Annotated in this window: 15 protein-coding genes and 1 pseudogene; 12 read left to right on the top strand and 4 right to left on the bottom strand. The window is 60.4% G+C overall.

The genetic code is table 11. The features are described from left to right. Positions 1–229 precede the first annotated feature (229 nt). A pseudogene (locus tag VHX65_14900) lies at positions 230–373 on the top strand (DUF1501 domain-containing protein). 59 nt (positions 374–432) lie between these two features. Here the strand turns inward: VHX65_14900 and VHX65_14895 are convergent. Further along, complete coding sequence (locus VHX65_14895) at positions 433–2193, bottom strand: hypothetical protein (protein HEX3999836.1); 1761 nt, start codon at positions 2191–2193, stop codon at positions 433–435. Positions 2194–2627: 434 nt separating this feature from the next. Here VHX65_14895 and VHX65_14890 point away from each other — a divergent pair, with 434 nt between their 5' ends. The 7 genes from VHX65_14890 (at position 2628) to VHX65_14860 (ending at position 12381) form a co-directional block, all read left to right on the top strand. Next, entirely contained in the window at positions 2628–3821 is a 1194-nt protein-coding gene (locus VHX65_14890) for a hypothetical protein (GenBank protein HEX3999835.1), read from the top strand. A 26-nt stretch (positions 3822–3847) separates the two neighbouring features. Beyond that, positions 3848–5032 (top strand): DNA polymerase IV, encoded by a 1185-nt coding sequence (locus VHX65_14885; GenBank protein ID HEX3999834.1) that lies wholly within the window; start codon positions 3848–3850, stop codon positions 5030–5032. Positions 5033–5145: 113 nt separating this feature from the next. Next, a complete protein-coding gene (locus VHX65_14880) occupies positions 5146–6090 on the top strand; it encodes a phosphatase PAP2 family protein (GenBank protein ID HEX3999833.1) in 945 nt (314 codons plus the stop codon). Beyond that, complete coding sequence (locus VHX65_14875; GenBank protein HEX3999832.1) at positions 6071–7480, top strand: lysophospholipid acyltransferase family protein; 1410 nt, start codon at positions 6071–6073, stop codon at positions 7478–7480. Before VHX65_14880 ends, VHX65_14875 begins: the two co-directional genes overlap by 20 nt. A gap of 50 nt (positions 7481–7530) precedes the next feature. Further along, complete coding sequence (locus VHX65_14870) at positions 7531–10110, top strand: PEP/pyruvate-binding domain-containing protein (GenBank protein HEX3999831.1); 2580 nt, start codon at positions 7531–7533, stop codon at positions 10108–10110. 274 nt (positions 10111–10384) lie between these two features. After that, the gene (locus VHX65_14865) at positions 10385–10987 is read left to right on the top strand and encodes a shikimate kinase (protein HEX3999830.1); all 603 of its coding nucleotides are present in this window, start codon (positions 10385–10387) and stop codon (positions 10985–10987) included. Positions 10988–11064: 77 nt separating this feature from the next. Beyond that, positions 11065–12381 carry an A24 family peptidase gene (locus tag VHX65_14860; protein ID HEX3999829.1) on the top strand — a complete coding sequence of 439 codons (1317 nt, stop codon included), beginning with the start codon at positions 11065–11067 and terminating at the stop codon, positions 12379–12381. A 45-nt stretch (positions 12382–12426) separates the two neighbouring features. On the opposite strand, the gene VHX65_14855 is transcribed toward VHX65_14860, so the two are convergent. Continuing rightward, positions 12427–12981: a ferritin-like domain-containing protein gene (locus tag VHX65_14855; GenBank protein HEX3999828.1), complete on the bottom strand. Its 555-nt coding sequence runs from the start codon at positions 12979–12981 to the stop codon at positions 12427–12429. A gap of 132 nt (positions 12982–13113) precedes the next feature. After that, positions 13114–13287: a DUF1328 domain-containing protein gene (locus VHX65_14850; GenBank protein ID HEX3999827.1), complete on the bottom strand. Its 174-nt coding sequence runs from the start codon at positions 13285–13287 to the stop codon at positions 13114–13116. 541 nt (positions 13288–13828) lie between these two features. Between VHX65_14850 and VHX65_14845 the strand changes: the two genes are divergently transcribed. The 4 genes from VHX65_14845 to VHX65_14830 all read left to right on the top strand — a co-directional run bounded on the left by VHX65_14845 (position 13829) and on the right by VHX65_14830 (position 15852). Further along, positions 13829–14158, top strand: a complete 330-nt coding sequence (locus VHX65_14845) for a hypothetical protein (protein HEX3999826.1) — start codon at positions 13829–13831, stop codon at positions 14156–14158. Between the two features lie 184 nt (positions 14159–14342). Beyond that, the gene (locus tag VHX65_14840; protein HEX3999825.1) at positions 14343–14861 is read left to right on the top strand and encodes a hypothetical protein; all 519 of its coding nucleotides are present in this window, start codon (positions 14343–14345) and stop codon (positions 14859–14861) included. A gap of 211 nt (positions 14862–15072) precedes the next feature. Continuing rightward, entirely contained in the window at positions 15073–15378 is a 306-nt protein-coding gene (locus tag VHX65_14835; GenBank protein ID HEX3999824.1) for a hypothetical protein, read from the top strand. Positions 15379–15447: 69 nt separating this feature from the next. Then, positions 15448–15852 (top strand): hypothetical protein, encoded by a 405-nt coding sequence (locus VHX65_14830; GenBank protein HEX3999823.1) that lies wholly within the window; start codon positions 15448–15450, stop codon positions 15850–15852. A 51-nt stretch (positions 15853–15903) separates the two neighbouring features. Here VHX65_14830 and VHX65_14825 read toward each other — a convergent pair whose 3' ends face one another. Beyond that, positions 15904–17046, bottom strand: a complete 1143-nt coding sequence (locus tag VHX65_14825) for an FtsX-like permease family protein (GenBank protein ID HEX3999822.1) — start codon at positions 17044–17046, stop codon at positions 15904–15906. Between the last annotated feature and the right edge of the window lie 586 nt (positions 17047–17632).

Genomic DNA, 17632 nt, shown 5'->3' with positions numbered 1-17632 from the left:
TCCGACCTTGCTCAACGGCTCGATCACGATCGCAGCGGTTCCCGAGCCTGCCAGCTTGCTGCTGGCCGCAAGCGGATTGTTGGGATTCGTTGGCGTAGCACGTCGGCGAAAGTTCTGGCCCCGCCGCAAGGCCTGAGATCCAGCTTGTCGATTTTCGGTTGCATAGGAAAGCCGCCACGTTCGAGGTCGACAACTCGCCCGACGCCTACGAAAAGCTGGTCCCGTGGTCAATCCGATCTACTGCAATGATCTGCACGCCACGGATTTGTGGCTGCTAGGCATCGATCAAAAGCGTCTCACCTTCCGCAGCAACGGCATCGACCGACGTCGCACCGATGTGCACGGCGAGCTGATTCCCGACATCATGGCGTAGCGCTTTTGCCGAATCTGCGCCGCCGCTAGTTCCAACGCGATTTCCGGTTCGATACGGACTCATTTTCCTGGCGACTGACGATCGGCCGCCGCGCCGCTGTAGACGCGGACGTAGTCGACGTACATATCTGCCAAGCCATGATACCGTGAGAGGTCGACCGGCCAACCGCCGCCAGTGGCCAGATCGATCAGGAAATAGAGCGGCCGTTGCTTCGAAAGCGGGAACGTCGGATGACGTCCGACCTCGACATTATCGCAATAGTAGATCGTGTCGGTCTCGGTAACCTTGCAGCCGTAGATGTGGAAGGTTTCGAACCAAGTGGCGGGAATGCCGAATTTCCGCATGTGAATTGGATTGTGCATTCCTTCGAAGGCCTTGGTTTCTCGGGCCTTGCCGGCGGCGCCTTGGTTCCAGCAGTGGGGCGTGATCATGTAGGTGTCGAACGCGTTTGGCTCGCGCGGCCCTTCGCCGCCGTACGCCTCGATGATGTCCAATTCATCGCCGGGCGCGTTCGCTTTGAGCATGTCGGCCCCGGGATCGGTGAGAAGCCAGAAGGCCGGCCAGGTGCCGATCGAGTTCGGCCCCAACAACCGGCACTCGAAGTAGCACGGCGCCTTGGCGGTGATGCCGGCGCCATTGGTTTTCAGCGAGGAGATCAAGCCCGAGCTTTTTAGGTCGTCGCTCGCGCGGATTCGCAGATAGGTGTCGACGTGGGCGAAGGGGTTGCTCGGTGAATTGCGATCCGCGAAGCGATGGGCGCTAAAATCCTGCCAGCCGTTGGGCGGCTTGTGGTCGTAATACCGGGCCTTCGGATCCTTGCTCGATATCGACAGAGAGCCACTGAAATCGTCGGCAAACACGAGCGACATGCCGTTCGCGGCCGGCGGCGCGTGTTTCGGGATTCCTTCGTTCCACGAAACGCCGGCTGTGTTGTACAGCTGCAGATAGCAGTTATCCTTGACCGAGCCGCTGTCGCCGCTGATGCGAACGGTGATGGGTCCGTGCGGATATTGCTCGGCGGGAAGCACGAACGAACCCGCTCCCGACGCATCCAGGTTAATCGTCGCGACTGTCGAATCGGCTCCTGGACCATTGTCTTGCTTCCAGCACTTCGCGGTCAATTGCTTGAAGCCCGGCGCGGCGACGACCACCCTCGCGGCTCCATGGATGTCGGAGCAATACTCCGGCGAGACGACCGAAATGCCGTGGCCCAAGGTCTCGGCAATGGTGCCGTCGGAATCGACGCTCAGGGAATCAAAGCCCAGGTCGCCCTCTGCCGGCAACGGTTTTTTCTCGTGCGTGGGTTGGCCGATGGTGAAGATGATCGCGGAAATGGGATAGTCGATCTTGCCATTCTTATCGCCGCCCCAAGTCTCGTGGTGCGAATCGATGTCGATCACGACTTCCTTCCAGCCAGTGAAGTCGATGGTCCCGCCCTGGCCGGTGTTCTGGCCAAACTGGTGCGTTTCGCCCCCGGCGTCGGTCAATTGCACCCCATACGAACATCGCGAGTCGTCTCCCTTGAGCCAGTATCGCAGCTTGTGGATTCGCGATTGAATATGAACCGCATTGGGCACTCCGAGATACTGGAACTGGCCGTCGGCGACGAAGCGGTAGTGCAGCTTGAGATATTGCTTGCCCGCTTGGGGGCCATCCGCCGAGAGTTTGACCGACGCGTTTTCATTGGGAATGTTGACCACCCACACCGTCGGCCGCGCAGAGGACCGCTCATAATCTTGCACCATTACTTGCGTCGGTCCGCTGGCAGACGCAAACCCGCAGGCGAGGAGAATCGGCAGCACGAGCGATTGTTTCAGCATCGGAGTTTTCCAGAAGGGTTGCGCGTTTTGGGGCCTATGCCAGAAACTCGGCGATCCAAAAAACAGGCCCTCTGTGAGGCTGTCGGACTTTTCGAACGGCATCAATTCGCCCGCCACGCAACACGCTGCAACGTTGCGCTGGCCGTGATTTCTAGCTCCACGGATCCCCAACATCAGGCAGGAAAGTCGGGCCGCCTCGAGACGGGGCAGAAATCCAGAGGAAAAGCCACGCGGTTGATTGGTACGAGCGGCCGACTGTGGCTGAGTCTAATATGCCTCAGTGCCCATTGTCCATAAGCCGGCGGCGAATGGTCGGGTTGAGTTCGGGACCCACACAAAACGACGATCCATTGGACGGCCGGTTCGAGCCGGCGATACAATTCCAGCATCTTTTCCAGCGAAGATCATTTTCCGCGCATACCGGAGACACCGCGATGAAAGCCGTCTTTCCAATCCATGCCGGTGCGTTTCTGGCCGCGATCATTGCGGGCTTCGTTTCGACTTGCCTGCTTGCCGACGAGCCCTCGGCGTCGATCGGGCTTGCTGCGACCTTCCATCTCGCTGGCCGGACGGCGACGGTCACGAAACTCGACACGCTGCCGCTGGTGGAAAATAATTTCACGAAGCGATTCAAATTCGACAGCTACGATAACCCGAAGCTCAAGCAACTCCGCGAGCAATACAAGCTCGACGAGATCGTGTCGCCCGGCAAGAATGAGTTCGACCGGCAGGTGCTTCTTTTGGATTGGGTGAACCATCAATTCAAAAAATTCGGGCGGCCAACTGCGAATCCGCGCGGGGCGGCGGAAATTCTGCGCGACATCGGCCAGGGGCACACGTTCTTTTGTGCCCAGTATGCCGACGTGTTCGTCTCGGCGGCCGCCAGCTTCGGTTGGATCGATCGCAGCCTCGCTTTGCGCCGTCCCAACAATATCGGCGCAGGATCGAGCGAACATTCATCGACCGAAATTTGGTCGAACCAGTTTCGCAAATGGGTGATGCTCGACCCGACGTTTGCAATGTATGCCGAGAAAAACGGCCTGCCGCTCAGCGCCTACGAACTGCGGCAAGAGTGGTTTTATCACGACGCGAAAGACGTCACGTTCGTCGTCGATAAGGATCGCAAACGGTATCGCAAAAGCAACATGCCGATCTTCCGCGCTCGGTATGCGGGCTTCGGCGATCTCTCGCTCGATCCGGGCGCCGTCAACCCGTATGCCTTCATCGGTTACGTCCCGAATACGAACTTGATGGATGCCGGACCTGATTACGGCAAGATGTTCATCTTCCAAGACAAGCTTTGCAACGGCACCGAGTGGCACAAGCGCGACATCCCCCCCGATCTGAGCTCCGACGCTTATTTCCCGATCGGCCAAGCGGCGATGACGCTCTCGGCCGATGGCGACCATTTGCGCGCCGGCTTGAAAACCATGACGCCGAATTTCAAAACATTCTTGGTTCGCTCCGACGCTGGCGATTGGAAGCCGAGCGGCGATAGGTTTGCCTGGAGCGTGCATCCCGGCAAAAACCGACTGGAGGCCAAAACGGTGAATCGCTTCGGAATCGAGGGGCCCGTTTCCATCGCTGAGGTAAAAATCGACGCCGATGCGGCAGTCACAACGCCGTAGCTGCCACGTGCTTCGTAAGCCGCGGGGTGATTCTGATCATGATTCTGCACGTCGATATGGATGCCTTTTACGCCTCGGTCGAGGAGCGCGACAACCCGGCGCTCGTCGGCCAGCCCGTCATCGTCGGCGGGTCGGCGAAAAGTCGCGGGGTCGTGGCGGCCGCGAACTACGAGGCCCGCAAGTTTGGCGTCCATAGCGCGATGGCCTCGGTCCGCGCGCGGCGGCTTTGCCCTCACGCGGTCGTCCTCAAGCCGCGAATCGATTACTACGCCACGGTGTCGCGGCAGATTCGCGAAATCTTCGAGCAGTTCACTCCATTGGTCGAGCCGCTGTCGCTCGACGAAGCATTCCTCGATGTCGCCGGCAGCGAAACTCTGTTCGGCCCTGCTCAAGAAATCGGCCGGCAAGTCAAACAGCGAATCCGCTCCGAACTCGGGCTCGTGGCATCGGTCGGCGCGGCTCCGAACAAGTTCGTGGCCAAGATCGCGAGCGACCTCCAAAAACCAGACGGCTTCGTGGTCGTCCAGACCTGCGACGTGCAAAGCTTTCTCGATCCGCTGCCGGTCGGCCGACTCTGGGGCGTCGGAAAAATCACCGGCCAGGTCTTCGAGCGACTGGCGATCCGCACAATCGGGCAATTGCGACAATTGCCGCTCGCCACGCTCAACGAATTGTTTGGTGCTTCCGGCGAGCACTATTGGCGACTGGCGCACGGCATCGACGACCGGCCGGTCGTGCCCGACCGCGAGGCCAAATCCGTCTCGAACGAAACCACGTTCGCCGAAGACATCTCCGACCCGGAAGTGCTGCGGGCCTGGCTGGTCGAACTCGTCGAGCAGGTTGCCCGACGATTGCGGCGACACGCGATTAAGGGCCACACAGTCGAATTGAAAGTGCGGTTTGCCGATTTCAAGACGATCTCGCGATCGCTCACCCTGGCGGAGCCGACGAACATCACCCAAGAACTACTGGAGGCGGGCATCGAACTGTTGACGGCACGCTTGCCTTTGGGACATCTTCCGGTGCGACTCTTGGGCTTCGGCGTAAGCAACATCGATGACTCCGGCACGTCTCAGCAACAACTGTTCGATGCGTCCGACCGGGAGCGTCATCGCGAACTCGATCGCATCGCGGATCGAATCACGGCGAAGTTCGGCAAGCGGGCAATTCGCCGCGGTATGGGTCTCGATCGGGGCGCGCCTAAACGCTGAAGCATCGTTTCTCGGCACATGAGGCCCGCATGAGTCCCGCAAACTAGCGAATCGCGACAAGCACATCGATTCGCTATAGTCGCTCCCTTGCCCGCGATATACTCGACCGCACAATGCCGCCGCACATTTCTCGCCGTTTCTTGCATTCGTATCCGAGCGATCGCATTCTCCTCGGTCTGCTCGTTTTGGCTGCCGGCGTAAACGCCGCCGCGTTGCCGGGCGGTGCGGCGGGATTGCGCGATCTGTTGGCCATGCATGTCGGATTGCTCTTTGGCTTTGGGGCGTGTGTCTTGGCGATGCGACGCTGGGAACAGGCTTGGTGGGTGCCGTGGCTGCGTCCGGCGGCGACGGTGGTGGTGATCTTCACGCTCTACACGAGCCTCGGCACGCTCGGCATCGCGGCCATGCCGTATCTCGCAGACAGCGCGTTGTCGCGCATCGACACCAAGATGCTTGGGTTCAATCCGACGTTTGCTCTGCAACGGTTTCAGACGCCGGGCGTCGTGGAATTTTTCAGCTTCATCTACGCCGCGTTTATCCCGTATATCGATCTTTCGCTATTCTTGGGCTGCTTGGGGCGGCCGCCGGGCGAGCGCGACGAATTCCTCACCGGCTGGGTTCTCACGTATGCAATCAGCTACCTTGGCTATATTTTTATTCCTGCGCATGGGCCAGGGGCTTATCACGCAAGCGAATATCATGTGGCGCTTTCCGGGGGCATGTTTTACGACATCGTCGTGCGCGGCACCGAGCTGTCGGGCGGGTTTCAGGGTGTCTTCCCAAGCCTGCACGTCGGCGGGTCGGTGTATTTATGCTTGTTCGATTTGAAAACCAATCGGCTGCGCGGGTTGACCTATTTGCCGATTGTCGTGCTGATCTACGGTGCGACGTTGATGCTGCGGTATCACTACGTCATCGATCTAATCGCCGGAACGCTGCTGGCCGCGGTCTGTGTCCCGCTCAGTCGGCGCATCGTATTGCATTGGATGCGGCGGCGCGAGGCGGCAAGGCTGCCGGCATTGCCGGGGGGTGAAACCGATGCTCTACCGGCTGTTTAGACAACTGACTCGCTTGGCGCTGCATCTGTTCTTTCGACGCATCGACGTCGAGGGACGGAGCAATGTGCCGCCGGCCGGACCTGTGCTGATCGTGCCAAACCACACGAATGCGTTCGTCGATCCGCTCGTGATCATTACGGCGCTGCGGCGGCCGATCATGGTGACGGCCAAGAGCGCGTTGGCTCGAAATCCGCTGCTGCGATGGCTGATGTCGGCGCTGCGGGTCGTCACTTTCCAGCGCCCGCAGGATGCCGGCCAGGAGGGAACCGACCAGCGGCACAATGTGCGCAGCATGCAGCGCTGCCGCGAAATGCTCGCGGCCGGTGCCGCAGTTTGCATTTTTCCCGAAGGCGTCAGTCATTCCGATCCCAAATTGCGAGAATTCAAAGCCGGGGCAGCGAAGATTGCGCTCGATTTTCTGCGCAAGGATGGAAACCCCGGCCGGTTGCAAATTGTCCCGGTTGGATTGCTCTACACCGAGAAAGATCGCATGCGCTCCGACATCTGGCTGCGATTCGGGGCGCCCATCGATCTCGAACGCTGGCTGAAGGATCATCCCGACGGCGCTCACGGCAACATCGACGCGCTCACCAAAGAAATCCGCCAGCGCGTCGAGAGGCTGACGTTGAATTTCGAAACGCGTCGCGAATCGGCGATCCTGAACTGGGCGGCCGAAATTGTCGCCACCGGCGGCGAGAGCCCGCTGGCTCTGGGGCGTGCCGAGCCGTCGCCGGCGGATTTCTTCCAGCTCACGGCGCGGGTCCGGGCCGGTTATCAATCCCTGCTGCCGGAAAGCCGCGACGAACTCGACCGACTGTCGAAACAGATCCGGCGATACCGGGCCGAGCTTCGCCGCCGCGGAATCGGGGCGCCCGAGGTGTATTTGCCGATCCACTTCGGCCGAGCGTTGCTGTTTCTGGTGCGCGAGATGGAATTGATCGTGGTCGGGGCGCCGATGGCGCTGGTCGGCGCGGCGACCCATGCCGTGCCCTATTGGACCGTGCGGCAACTGGCACGGCGGCTGTCGAAAGACAAGGATCATTGGGCGTCGAACGTGATCTATCCGGGGCTGGTAGTTTTCCCGCTCTACTATCTGATCGCGTATTCGGCGGCGTGGCTTCTTCTGCCAGCTTTTTGGGCCGTGTTGTTCAGTGTCGCCATGCCGTACACCGGATACTACGCGTTGCTCTACGGCAATCGCTTTTCGATCGCACTTCGCCGGTGTCGGACGTTTCTGTATTTTCTTTTCCACCGGTCCGTTCAACAGCGACTTGCCGCCGAGGGGCGCGAGATCATTGCGCATATCCGGGCGTTGGCGCAGCGGGCCGACGCCCGACAGCCGGAGCCGCGAGATCACGCGCAATCGCAGATATTGCCCCAACATCCGTAGGTCCGCACGCGGCTCTTATCCCACTACTTCATTCAGAAGGCCGAACCGTCATGAATCTCGTGGTATTCTTCGACCAAGCGGAGGCCGGCTTGGGATCGCTCGTCGGCGGCAAGGGGAGCAATTTGCACGTGCTCAGCGCCGCTGGCTTTCCTGTGCCGCCGGGGTTCGTGGTCACCGCCGCGGCCTACGACACATTTCTTCGTTGTGCCGACTGGCTGGACAAGGAACTAGCGACCGTCGATTTCGACCATCCGGATCGACTGTGCACGCAGTGTGCCGAGTTGCGCCAGCGGCTTTCACGCATCGAACTGCCGGCGCCGGTTCGAGAATCGCTTCGGGCTGCGGTGGGCCGGCTGGACCACGCCGACAACGACGCGTTCGCCGTCCGATCGTCGTCCACTTTCGAAGACCTCGCGCAGGCCTCCTTTGCCGGCCAGCACGACACCTATCTGAACATCCGCGGTGCCGATTCAATCTGCCGGCGGGTGCGCGATTGCTTTGTCTCGCTGTGGGGCGACCGGGCCGTGGCCTACCGGCACCATCAGGGGTTCTCGCAGCGCGAAGCTCGCATGGCCGTCGTCGTGCAGCGGCAAATCGAGTGCGACGTGGCCGGCGTCGGGTTTTCGATCAACCCGATTTCAGGCCGATTCGACCGCATGCTGCTCAACGCCAACTACGGACTGGGCGAGTCGGTGGTGTCAGGCGAGTGCGAAGTGGATCAATTCGAACTGGAGAAGGAGACGCTCGCAGTATCGCACCGCAGCATCGGCCATAAGGAGCACATGGTAATGCCGGCGAAGCCTCGAGCGGAGGGCGGGGCGCCCGGCGCGACGGCGAACGGGCAAAATTGCGGCGATGTCACAAATGCCGAGGTGCCAGCGGAGTTGGCCGATGTGCCGTGCTTATCCGACGCGCAAGTGCTGGCGGTCGGCCAGTTGCTCAAAAAAGTCGAATCGCACTACGGCTGGCCACAGGATATCGAATGGGGCTTGAAAGACGGGACGATCTATCTGCTTCAATCGCGGCCCGTGACGACGGTGGAACCGCGCTGGACGCGCGACGAATCGGCCGAACGATTCCCGATCGCGATCACGCCGCTCTGCTGGGATTTCATCAGCGTGGCGTTTCGGCGGTCACTTGCCCATTCGTTGCGCCTTATGGGGCTGCCGCCGTTTCGCGGCGATTGGTTCGCGGTGTTCGACAATTATGTATACGGCAACCAGAGCCTGGTGCAACTCGTGGCTTCCTATCGGCCGCTGCGTGCGCGGAGCATTGCCGAGCTTGTCGGCGAGATTCCCGAACTGCGAACGCGCTATGCCTGGGTGCTCGATTTGCCAGTCGAATGGGCCCGCGACCTCGATCGTTATTTGGTGCGACTCGGGCGGCTGACGGCCGTTTCGCTCGACGGCGCGAGCGTTCAAGAAATCTGGCGGCATGTCAACGAGGCACTCGATGTCGCCAGCGACTATTTTTTGCCGAACATCGCCATCTCGATGACGCAGAGCTTCTTGCATCGGATGCTGCACGCGCTGGTGGGCATGGCCGCGGGCGACGAACGCGCGCTGGGCCTTGTCGATGGGCTATTGGCCGGCTGCGAGACTAAGACTGCCCAAGTGAATCGAGAAATTCATGGTTTGGCAAAACTGGCTCGCCAAATTCCGGCGCTGGAACCGCTCTTGGTGAACCAAAGTTCTCGCGAAATCTGGGATCGCGGTGAGCTATCGCCATTTCCCGAGTTCGGCCAGCGCTTCGAGCGATTTCTCGACGATCACGGGCATCGCGAGATCGACATGGATTATTATTGTCCCACGTGGGCCGCCCAGCCTTGGGTGGTGATCGATTCGATCGCATTGCTGCTGCGCGGCGACGAAGGAGACGATCCCGACGAAACGGCCCACGCTCATCGGCAGCGCTACTTCGCGACGGAGCACCAATTTCTATCGGCCGTTCCGGAACCGTTGCGGTTTTTCTTCCGCGAACTGATTCGGCTCACGCGCACCTACACCGTGCTCGACGATCTGGAGCACTACGAAACCACGCGCATCAATCCGATCGCCCGCCGGGCGGCGATCGCACTCGGCGGCAGGTTGCAGGATGCCGGCATCCTGGATGCGCCCGACGATGTGTTTTTCTTCAGCAAGGAGGACCTCGAGAAGCTGGTCGCGGATTTCCCAAAAGTCGAGCGCGCCATCTATCGCCGGATGGCATACGACGGCAAACGGTCGTATGAAGGATCGCTGCGGCAATCGGCGCCGTGGACGCCGGGCCAACCGGCCGCCCCGGCGGAGACGGGCGCCAACAACGCCATGCTCCGCGGTTTGCCCGGAAGCCCGGGCCGTGTGACCGGCCCGTGTTTTCACGTCCACAGTCCGGCCGACTTCGCACGTTTTCCGAAGAGAGCGATCCTTGTCGCCCGAACCACAAATCCGGCGTGGACCTCGCTGTTTTACACGGCCGCCGGACTAATCACCGAAAGTGGCGGGCCATTATCGCACGGCGCGGTTACGGCGCGCGAAATGAAATTGCCCGCGGTGATGTCGGTCCGCGGCGCGATGTCGGCGTTGCAAAGCGGTCAAGTGGTCACGGTCGACGGCACGCAGGGAATTGTCGAAGTCGGCGACGACGCTTGAACGCCAAACGGTTTCTAACCCATCGCCACTACGAACGCGGCATCGCCGGCGGCGCTGGCGAATTCGCCGCAGGTGCGGATCGACGATGCAAGCAGATTGCCTAACGCTTGTCACGCACGTCGCCGCGCTCCTTAGCCGACGAACGGTCGGTCAACGCTTCGCCGCCAGACGCGGCTTCGCTTCCTTCAGGCGTGCTGTTTCGGTTGGGAAGCACTGCGTTTCGCGCCGACCGCGTCGCGGTCCCGATTTTATCGGCTCGCGGTGGGCTGGATGAATGGGCGGTTGGCGAACCATAATGGCGGGCATGCCAACGCTTGAATCGAGTCGCCATTCGAAACTGCCCTCGCGGATCCGGTTGATCGGGTATCGGGGGACCGGGAAATCGGCCGTGGCGCAGGCGCTCGCGCTGCGGCTGGGGTGGGATTGGGTCGATGCCGATGTCGAATTGGAACTGCGCGCCGGAAAATCGATCGCACAGATTTTTTCCGACGACGGAGAACCGGCGTTTCGCGATCTGGAAAACGCCATCCTTGCGGAGCTGGCCGCGCGGGAGCGAACTGTGCTTGCCACCGGCGGCGGAGTGGTAATGCGGGCCGGGAATTGCAAGCTGCTGCGCGATCGGGCGGCGGTGGTGTGGCTGAAAGCGCGGCCGGAAACGATATTAAATCGCTTGTCGAACGACTGGACCACGGTCTCGCGGCGGCCCAATCTCACGACCGGCGGCTTGGACGAAATCCGTGAGATGCTCGACAACCGCACACCGCTTTACCGCGAATGCGCCGATTTCGCAGTGGATACCGATGAAAAGACCGTTGCCGAAGTGGCCGGCGAAATTCTTGACCAACTCCCCGCCCCGGCAACCGATGTAGACTTGTAGCACCCTCCGACGAACGGCACCGTGATCAAGCCACGACGCCGTTCACCCATCAATCGCCGAAAGAAGCAAGACCGCCCGTGACTGCGATTCTCGCCATTCCGATCGAATTTCGATTGCTCGGTTTGGCGATCATCGGCGCCTGGCTAGGGTCGCTGCTCAACCTGGCTAGCTATCGGCTGGCCTACACGCCGCGATCGATCAGTCCTTGGTCGGCGCCGCGTTCGAACGCACCGCCGCGGCGATGGAGTGATCGCTTGCCGGTGGTCGGATGGTTCGGATTGCGGCGCGAATCGCCTTTGCACGGGTCGGGGTTTTGGGTCCGGCCGATGTTCATCGAGTTGCTGGCCGGCGTGGGCTTGGCCGCGCTTTATTGGTGGGAAGTGGAGCTTCAGGCCTTGCTCCCCGAACCACTGCACGTGCCGGTCGGATTGCCGGCGGGCGCGGCGATGATCCACACGCTCGCCACGCTCCATCTCGTGTACATCTCCAACGCGCTATTGATCGGATTCATGATCGTCGCATCGCTGATCGATGTCGACGAGCGATTGATTCCCGACGAGGTGACCGTGCCGGGAACGCTGCTGGGACTGCTGCTGGCGGCGGTAGCGCCGTGGTCTTTATTGCCAGTCATGTTTCGTGAAGCAATTCCTGGCCTCGGATTCGGCCCGGCCCACTTGCGATTCCTCACGTTTACATCGACGCAAGCGTGGCCCTGGCCGACGGAATTGAACCGAATGCCGGACGTTCGTTCGCTGGCGATCGGACTGGCATGCGTATGGCTGTGGTGCATCGGGCTGATGCCGCGCTCTTGGTATTCGCGGCACGGATGGCGGCGGGCTTGGGGGCTGATGTGGGCCCGATTGCGGCGAGACCGGCTTACGCGCTGGTCTCTGGCGGTGGGCGTCGCGACCTCGGTCGGCGTCGCGATGGTTTGGCAGATAAGCGGGTCGCGCTGGGAGGCGCTATTGTCGGCCTTGATTGGAATGGCGACCGGCGGGGGCCTGATTTGGTCGGTGCGCGTGATCGGCAAAGCGGTGCTTGGCCGCGAAGCGATGGGCTTCGGCGACGTGACGCTGACGGCAATGATCGGGGCTTTTTTGGGCTGGCAGGCGTGCCTTGTGGTGTTCTTTCTGGCTCCGATTGCCGGCGCCGCGATCGGCATCGCGCAATTGCTGGCGCGGCGGAAAAACGAGATTCGCTACGGCCCGTTTCTTTGCCTTGCTGCGTTGGTGGCCATCGTCCGCTGGGCCATGATATGGGAAAGCCTGGGCGCCGTGTTCGCCCTGGGTTGGCTAGTGCCGGCCACGATGGGCGCCTGCATTCTGCTGATCGCACCGCTTCTGTTTCTCGTGCGGTTTGTGGGCGACGTGCTGCGGCGAGTCGTGCCTCGCTAATGCTTCCTGTCAACGCGAGGCGGCACCCGCCGTTTCTACGCGGATTCATGCCATTTCAGAGGCGGTCGAAACATCCGGCACGTCCTTACCCAGTGCGGTGGCCAGATCGCTTTGGTGTTCTTGCTCTTGGACCAAAATTTGGCGGATATATTCGCCGACTGCGTATTCGCCAAGCGCTTCGCACTGCCGCACGCGGAGCCGGTAGTTGCGAATGGTGTCGTTCTCGTTTTGCAGGTCGATATTGAGCATTTCCTCGGCGGTCTTGCCGGTGCGGACCGGCATCGGCTCCGTGGCCGGGTCGCCGCCGAGATAGTCGATTTGCTTGGCGATGATGAGGGCGTGGTTCAATTCTTCGACAGCATGTTTCTTGAGTTCGCGGGCGATATCCATGTACGCTGCTCCTTTGAGCACCTGCGAGAACACGACGTAGGAAATGATGGCTTGATATTCGCGCTGCAAATCGCCATTGAGCGCGTCGACCAATTGACCGCGGCTTACTTTTTCGTTTTCGTCGTGATCGGCTTTATCGCGCGCGGCGACCCGATGGGTCGCATCGGAATGGTTTCCGCTCGTGTCTTTTCGTTCCCGCTGCATGGCCATGTGAGGCTCCTTTATCATGACGAAGGTGGACCGAGATCGAATCCCGGCCGCCGAAATTCCTCGCTGGCAAAAACAAAAAACGTCGCCCCGCAAAGCACGCGCTGGGGGCGACGGTTTTGTAGCTACGGCATGTTAGATCGTCGGCCCGCGGCGGAGTCCGCCGAACAGCAAGCTGACGATAAACAACACCAAGAACACGAAGAACAAAATCTTCGCAATCGACGCCGCGCCGACCGCAATCCCGCCAAAGCCAAACACTGCGGCAATCAAGGCGATAATGAAAAACACTGCAGCCCAATATAACATGATCCTGGTCCTCCAATTGCGAAACGTTAAGTTCACTGGTGTTCCAACCAGAGCAGTTGATTTCGGATAACAGCAATGACCGTGCCAAAACCAGAATTGATTCGATATTGGGCGGTGAGAGTGGGTTTGTGGCCCCAAAGACAGACCCCGTTCGATTGCCCACAAGTTCTGCGGCTCAGGGATCGGTTCGGGCCATCGATGGCCGGGCCAAAGGCAATACTGTCAGGCCTGCCCCCGTTTCACTGGATTCATCTGGAAAACCCTTCGGAATTACGGACCATTTCCTGGCGAGGGGCCGCTCATACTGGCTCGACTTCAATCAATGTCTAAGTCGAAGGGATGCCATTATTTTTGGAATGCTGCGGATGAAGCAGCCGATCCCAAGGCGCCCGCAACGCCGCAACAAAACAGGATGACTTGTGGCATGAACATTGCTGCGTGTAGGGAGCCTTGTTTTAACTGCTTCTTTCCGCCAAGCTCAAGTTTTGCGCGGATAGTTCATAGATGGTCGCATTTGACCCTTGTCACAAAGGAGAAAGCTATGTCGAGTTCAAATGCCAGCACCGGTTCGCGGTCGCAGATGGACGATTTGCGAAGCATGGCTCACGATGTCAAAAACGCTGCTCAAGAACAAGTCAGCGCGGCTGCGCACAAGGTGCAACAGATGGGGAGCGACGTGAAGCACGCCGTGCAACACCAGGTCGAAGAACTGCAAAACAACGCTTCGGAATACTATCAACAAGGCCGGGCAAAGGTGCGCGAGTTGAACCACACCCTGGAAGGCCGTGTTCGGGCCCAGCCGCTCACCTATTTGCTCGTGGCCGGCAGCGTCGGCTTTGCGTTGGGATTCTTGTTGACCAAGCGGCGATAGTTCGCCGACTGGCGGGTCGACGCGGCTTAGGCTCGGCCGAAAAAAACAACTTCTCCACGGACGCCACTCTCCTTGCGGGAGAGGGCAGGCTGAGGGCCGAGCCTTGGTCGATTCATTCGCTGCTCGAAAATTGCGGCCGGAATCGGAGGTAGGATTCAATGACGGCTGATGAGGTACATGGACCATGATCGCGCGAGAAACGCCCTTGCCAACCGATTCCACCAACAACGGTCCGAACGCTGGGCCACAGACGAACCGGCTTGACCCGGAAGAGGGTTCGCCTGTCGATCCGTCGCCGCTCGCGCCCTTGCTGCGGCACCTCGCCGAGTTGCAGATGCTTGTCGGGCATTATCTCCGCGCTCGCGCCGATCAGATCTCGTCGCGCGTGCGGATGGTTCTGTTTTGGGCCGTGGCGGGAATTGTCGGGTTGTTCGTCGGCGTGGCGTTCATGGTCACGGCCGTCGTGTTTATTTTGCGAGGCATTGTGACCGGTTTGATCGCGCTCGGTTTGCAACCTTGGGCGGCAGACGTGATTACCGGCGTGGTCTGTATCGCAGCCGTTGCGTCGTTTATTGCAATCGGCTTCTTGACCCAACGAAGCGCGTTCCGACGAAAAAGGCGCGATGACTATGAGCACTTTAGAGCACGCTACCGAGCGAAGTTCGGCCACGGCTTCGACGAAGCCGGTCAGCGCGACAAGTAAACCCGCGCCTGATCGGCCGATGCCCAAGTCCACTACTGTCGACCAAGCTACTCGTGAACGAGCTGCACGCGCGGTGGGTGGCCAACAGGGGAAGGACCAACGCTTGTCGGAACACGAGTTGCTCGCTCGTGAAGCCGCAACCGCGAAAGCGGCGATTGGCCGGGCAGTCCAAGCAACACGTCATAGTGCTGCGGCGGCTGTGGATATTCGCTTGTGGACGAAAAAGAGGCCGTGGATCGCGCTCGGCGCCGCCGCCGTGGCCGGATTGACGACGGCCTTGCTTGTTCGTCGCGGAAGAACTGAGCCGCTCGACGGCGCGGCGCCAACGGTTGCACAAGTAAATCCTCCGCCTCCCGAGCCGCAAAAAGCCGGATTCGCGGCCGCCATCGCCAATTCCCTATTCGATGTGGCGAAGGCGGCGATCGAAACTGCCATTATGACCGGCATCCGCGAAGTTGCCGCACGAAAATTCGACCCCAACGACCATCGCCAGGAAACCGATCCGCCGGCTGCCTGATCCGCCTTGTCATTTGCACCCGAATCGGCCGCATTGACGGAATGCCGCCTATAGAAACGGAGATCGATTATGCTAGCCTCGACCCGAGAACGCGTTCCGGAAAACACGCCGCAGCATATTAATGAACGAATCCAGTTCGAAACGGATCGGAATGTGGCGTATTACTCCACGCTCGACGACAACGCGGTCAAGAAGCGACTTGATGAACTCGACCAAGAGTGGGACATCGATCGCATGCTCGAAGCCCATACCGCTGGCTTGGCGATCGGGGGATTCCTGCTCGGAGCAGTTTCAAACCGGAAATGGTTTGTCTTGCCGGGCTTGGCCGGTTGCTTCCTGTTGCAATACGCCTTGGAAGGCTGGTGCCCGCAGTTGCCCGTTCTACGTCGGCTTGGCTTCCGCACGGCCGAAGAGATCGCCGCCGAACGTTGCGCCCTCTTGGCGGCGCGGAAGCAGCCAAGCAAACCAAAATAGGGAACACGGAGGTAGCACGGGCGCAACGGTCAAATCGTCACGCTCGTTCCGCTATTTCCGGCGGAGCGCTTCCACCGGGCTGAGGCTCGCGCCCCAAATCGCCGGGTAAACGGCGCTGCCGACGCCGACCACGAGGGCGGCCAAGCAGCCTTCGATAATCACAAGCGGTGCAATGTCGCTGGCGATGAATCCAGATGCTGCCGGCAGGTGGCTCAACCCGATCGTCATCACCCCCGCGGCAAGCGAGCCGAGAATCGCCCCGGCCACGCTAAGCACCAGGGCTTCGACGAGAATCAGCCGCACGACCTGATATTTCCGCCATCCGACGGCCCGCAGCGTTCCGATTTCGCGTATGCGTTCGTAAACCGACATGATCATCGTGTTCAGCATGCCAATCCCGCCAAGGGCGAGGGCGATTGCCGATACGACAAGCGCCAGGGCTTGTGCCGAACGGATCGGCCCGACATTCTTGACGAAGCTGTGCATTTCCTCGGCCGCCACGCCCGGCTCGAGCGTTTCGATTTGCTTTTGGATCTGGTTGATCGCGGCCGTTCGCTCGGGGCTGGGCACCTTGGGCAAATCGGTGCGGACGATGAAACCGGTGACCTGATGGGGCCGATTCAGCGCCTCTTGCAGGTCGGGCAGCATGGTGACCATCGAGCCGTCGTCGAACACGTTGTTGCTGCGGAAAATGCCAAGGATTTCGTACTTATCGCCATAGATTTTTAGCGTGTCGTGGACTTTCTTGCCGGTCTTTTCCGCCAGCGATTGACCGATAATCAGCTTATGGAAATCGCCGGTATGCAGGCGGCGACCGACGCTGAATGTCACTTCGTCGAACAACGGCGAACTGTTGGGCCAGCCATCGACAAACACGGCCGGCAATCCAAAATCGTCGAGCGAGATTTCGTCCATCAGGCCGCCGATCACGCCGCTAACGTGCGGCACTGTGCGAATGCGATCGCCGAGCTCTTCGGGCAGGCTCACGCTCAATTCGGCCTGCACGCCATAGCGCTGCACAATGATGTCGATACCGCGGGCGATGTAGAGATTGATAAAGTGCCGCTGGAAGCTTTCCGAAATGCCCACCAGCGAAACAACCGTGGCGACCGCCACGCCGAGGCCGCAAATCGTCAGCAACGACCGCGTTTTGCGGCGATAAATGTTCTTCCAGATGATCGAGACAAAACGCATCAAAAAGCTCCGATCGCTGCGAAATCGCTGCCGGCCAATACGTGGCCTTCAACCGGCGTGCGGTGGAGTCGGCTTGCTAGTGTTGCAAGCAGACGGTGAACCTTAAAGCCAAGTCAGCCTTAAGTTTAGTCGCACAGGTCCGTTTGTCTAGGCTCGACTTGAAACGATGCCGCCGGCACACGGAGTGTGCCTACTACGTAGCAGGCATACTCCGTATGCCGTCGGCCACTTGAAATGCGTGCCATCACCCTGTTCGCGCGTTGTTTGAGTCGTTTCGACCGCCAGCAAGCATGAGCGACGCGGAGGATTGATGGAGCAGAGTTTTAGCGGCGTCTGATTGCGAGCGAGAGCGAATCGGCATCGCCGCCGGCACACGGAGTGTGCCTACTACGTAGCAGGCATACTCCGTATGCCGTCGGCCACTTGAAACGCGTGCCATCACCCTTTCGAGTGCTGTTCGAGCCGCTCTCTACGCTTCGATGCTCTTGAGCGTGTTGCCGCCGCAGCGCTGGGCGCCGTGTAAGCAGCGATCCGCGCTTTCGATTAGATCGTGGGCGCGGAAATTCTTCGGCGGCAAGGCAACCGC

The sequence above is a fragment of the Pirellulales bacterium genome (assembly GCA_036267355.1).
GTDB lineage: Bacteria > Planctomycetota > Planctomycetia > Pirellulales > DATAWG01 > DATAWG01.
This window is presented reverse-complemented; position numbering and strand designations above follow the sequence as displayed.

Excerpts from the sequence above, each read along its gene's own strand:
- VHX65_14895 (HEX3999836.1), bottom strand. The coding sequence starts at position 2,193 with ATGCTGAAACAATCGCTCGTGCTGCCGATTCTCCTCGCCTGCGGGTTT.
- VHX65_14890 (HEX3999835.1), top strand. The coding sequence starts at position 2,628 with ATGAAAGCCGTCTTTCCAATCCATGCCGGTGCGTTTCTGGCCGCGATC.
- VHX65_14880 (HEX3999833.1), top strand. The coding sequence starts at position 5,146 with ATGCCGCCGCACATTTCTCGCCGTTTCTTGCATTCGTATCCGAGCGAT.
- VHX65_14875 (HEX3999832.1), top strand. The coding sequence starts at position 6,071 with ATGCTCTACCGGCTGTTTAGACAACTGACTCGCTTGGCGCTGCATCTG.
- VHX65_14870 (HEX3999831.1), top strand. The coding sequence starts at position 7,531 with ATGAATCTCGTGGTATTCTTCGACCAAGCGGAGGCCGGCTTGGGATCG.
- VHX65_14865 (HEX3999830.1), top strand. The coding sequence starts at position 10,385 with ATGGGCGGTTGGCGAACCATAATGGCGGGCATGCCAACGCTTGAATCG.
- VHX65_14855 (HEX3999828.1), bottom strand. The coding sequence starts at position 12,981 with ATGGCCATGCAGCGGGAACGAAAAGACACGAGCGGAAACCATTCCGAT.
- VHX65_14850 (HEX3999827.1), bottom strand. The coding sequence starts at position 13,287 with ATGTTATATTGGGCTGCAGTGTTTTTCATTATCGCCTTGATTGCCGCA.
- VHX65_14845 (HEX3999826.1), top strand. The coding sequence starts at position 13,829 with ATGTCGAGTTCAAATGCCAGCACCGGTTCGCGGTCGCAGATGGACGAT.
- VHX65_14840 (HEX3999825.1), top strand. The coding sequence starts at position 14,343 with ATGATCGCGCGAGAAACGCCCTTGCCAACCGATTCCACCAACAACGGT.
- VHX65_14830 (HEX3999823.1), top strand. The coding sequence starts at position 15,448 with ATGCTAGCCTCGACCCGAGAACGCGTTCCGGAAAACACGCCGCAGCAT.
- VHX65_14825 (HEX3999822.1), bottom strand. The coding sequence starts at position 17,046 with ATGCGTTTTGTCTCGATCATCTGGAAGAACATTTATCGCCGCAAAACG.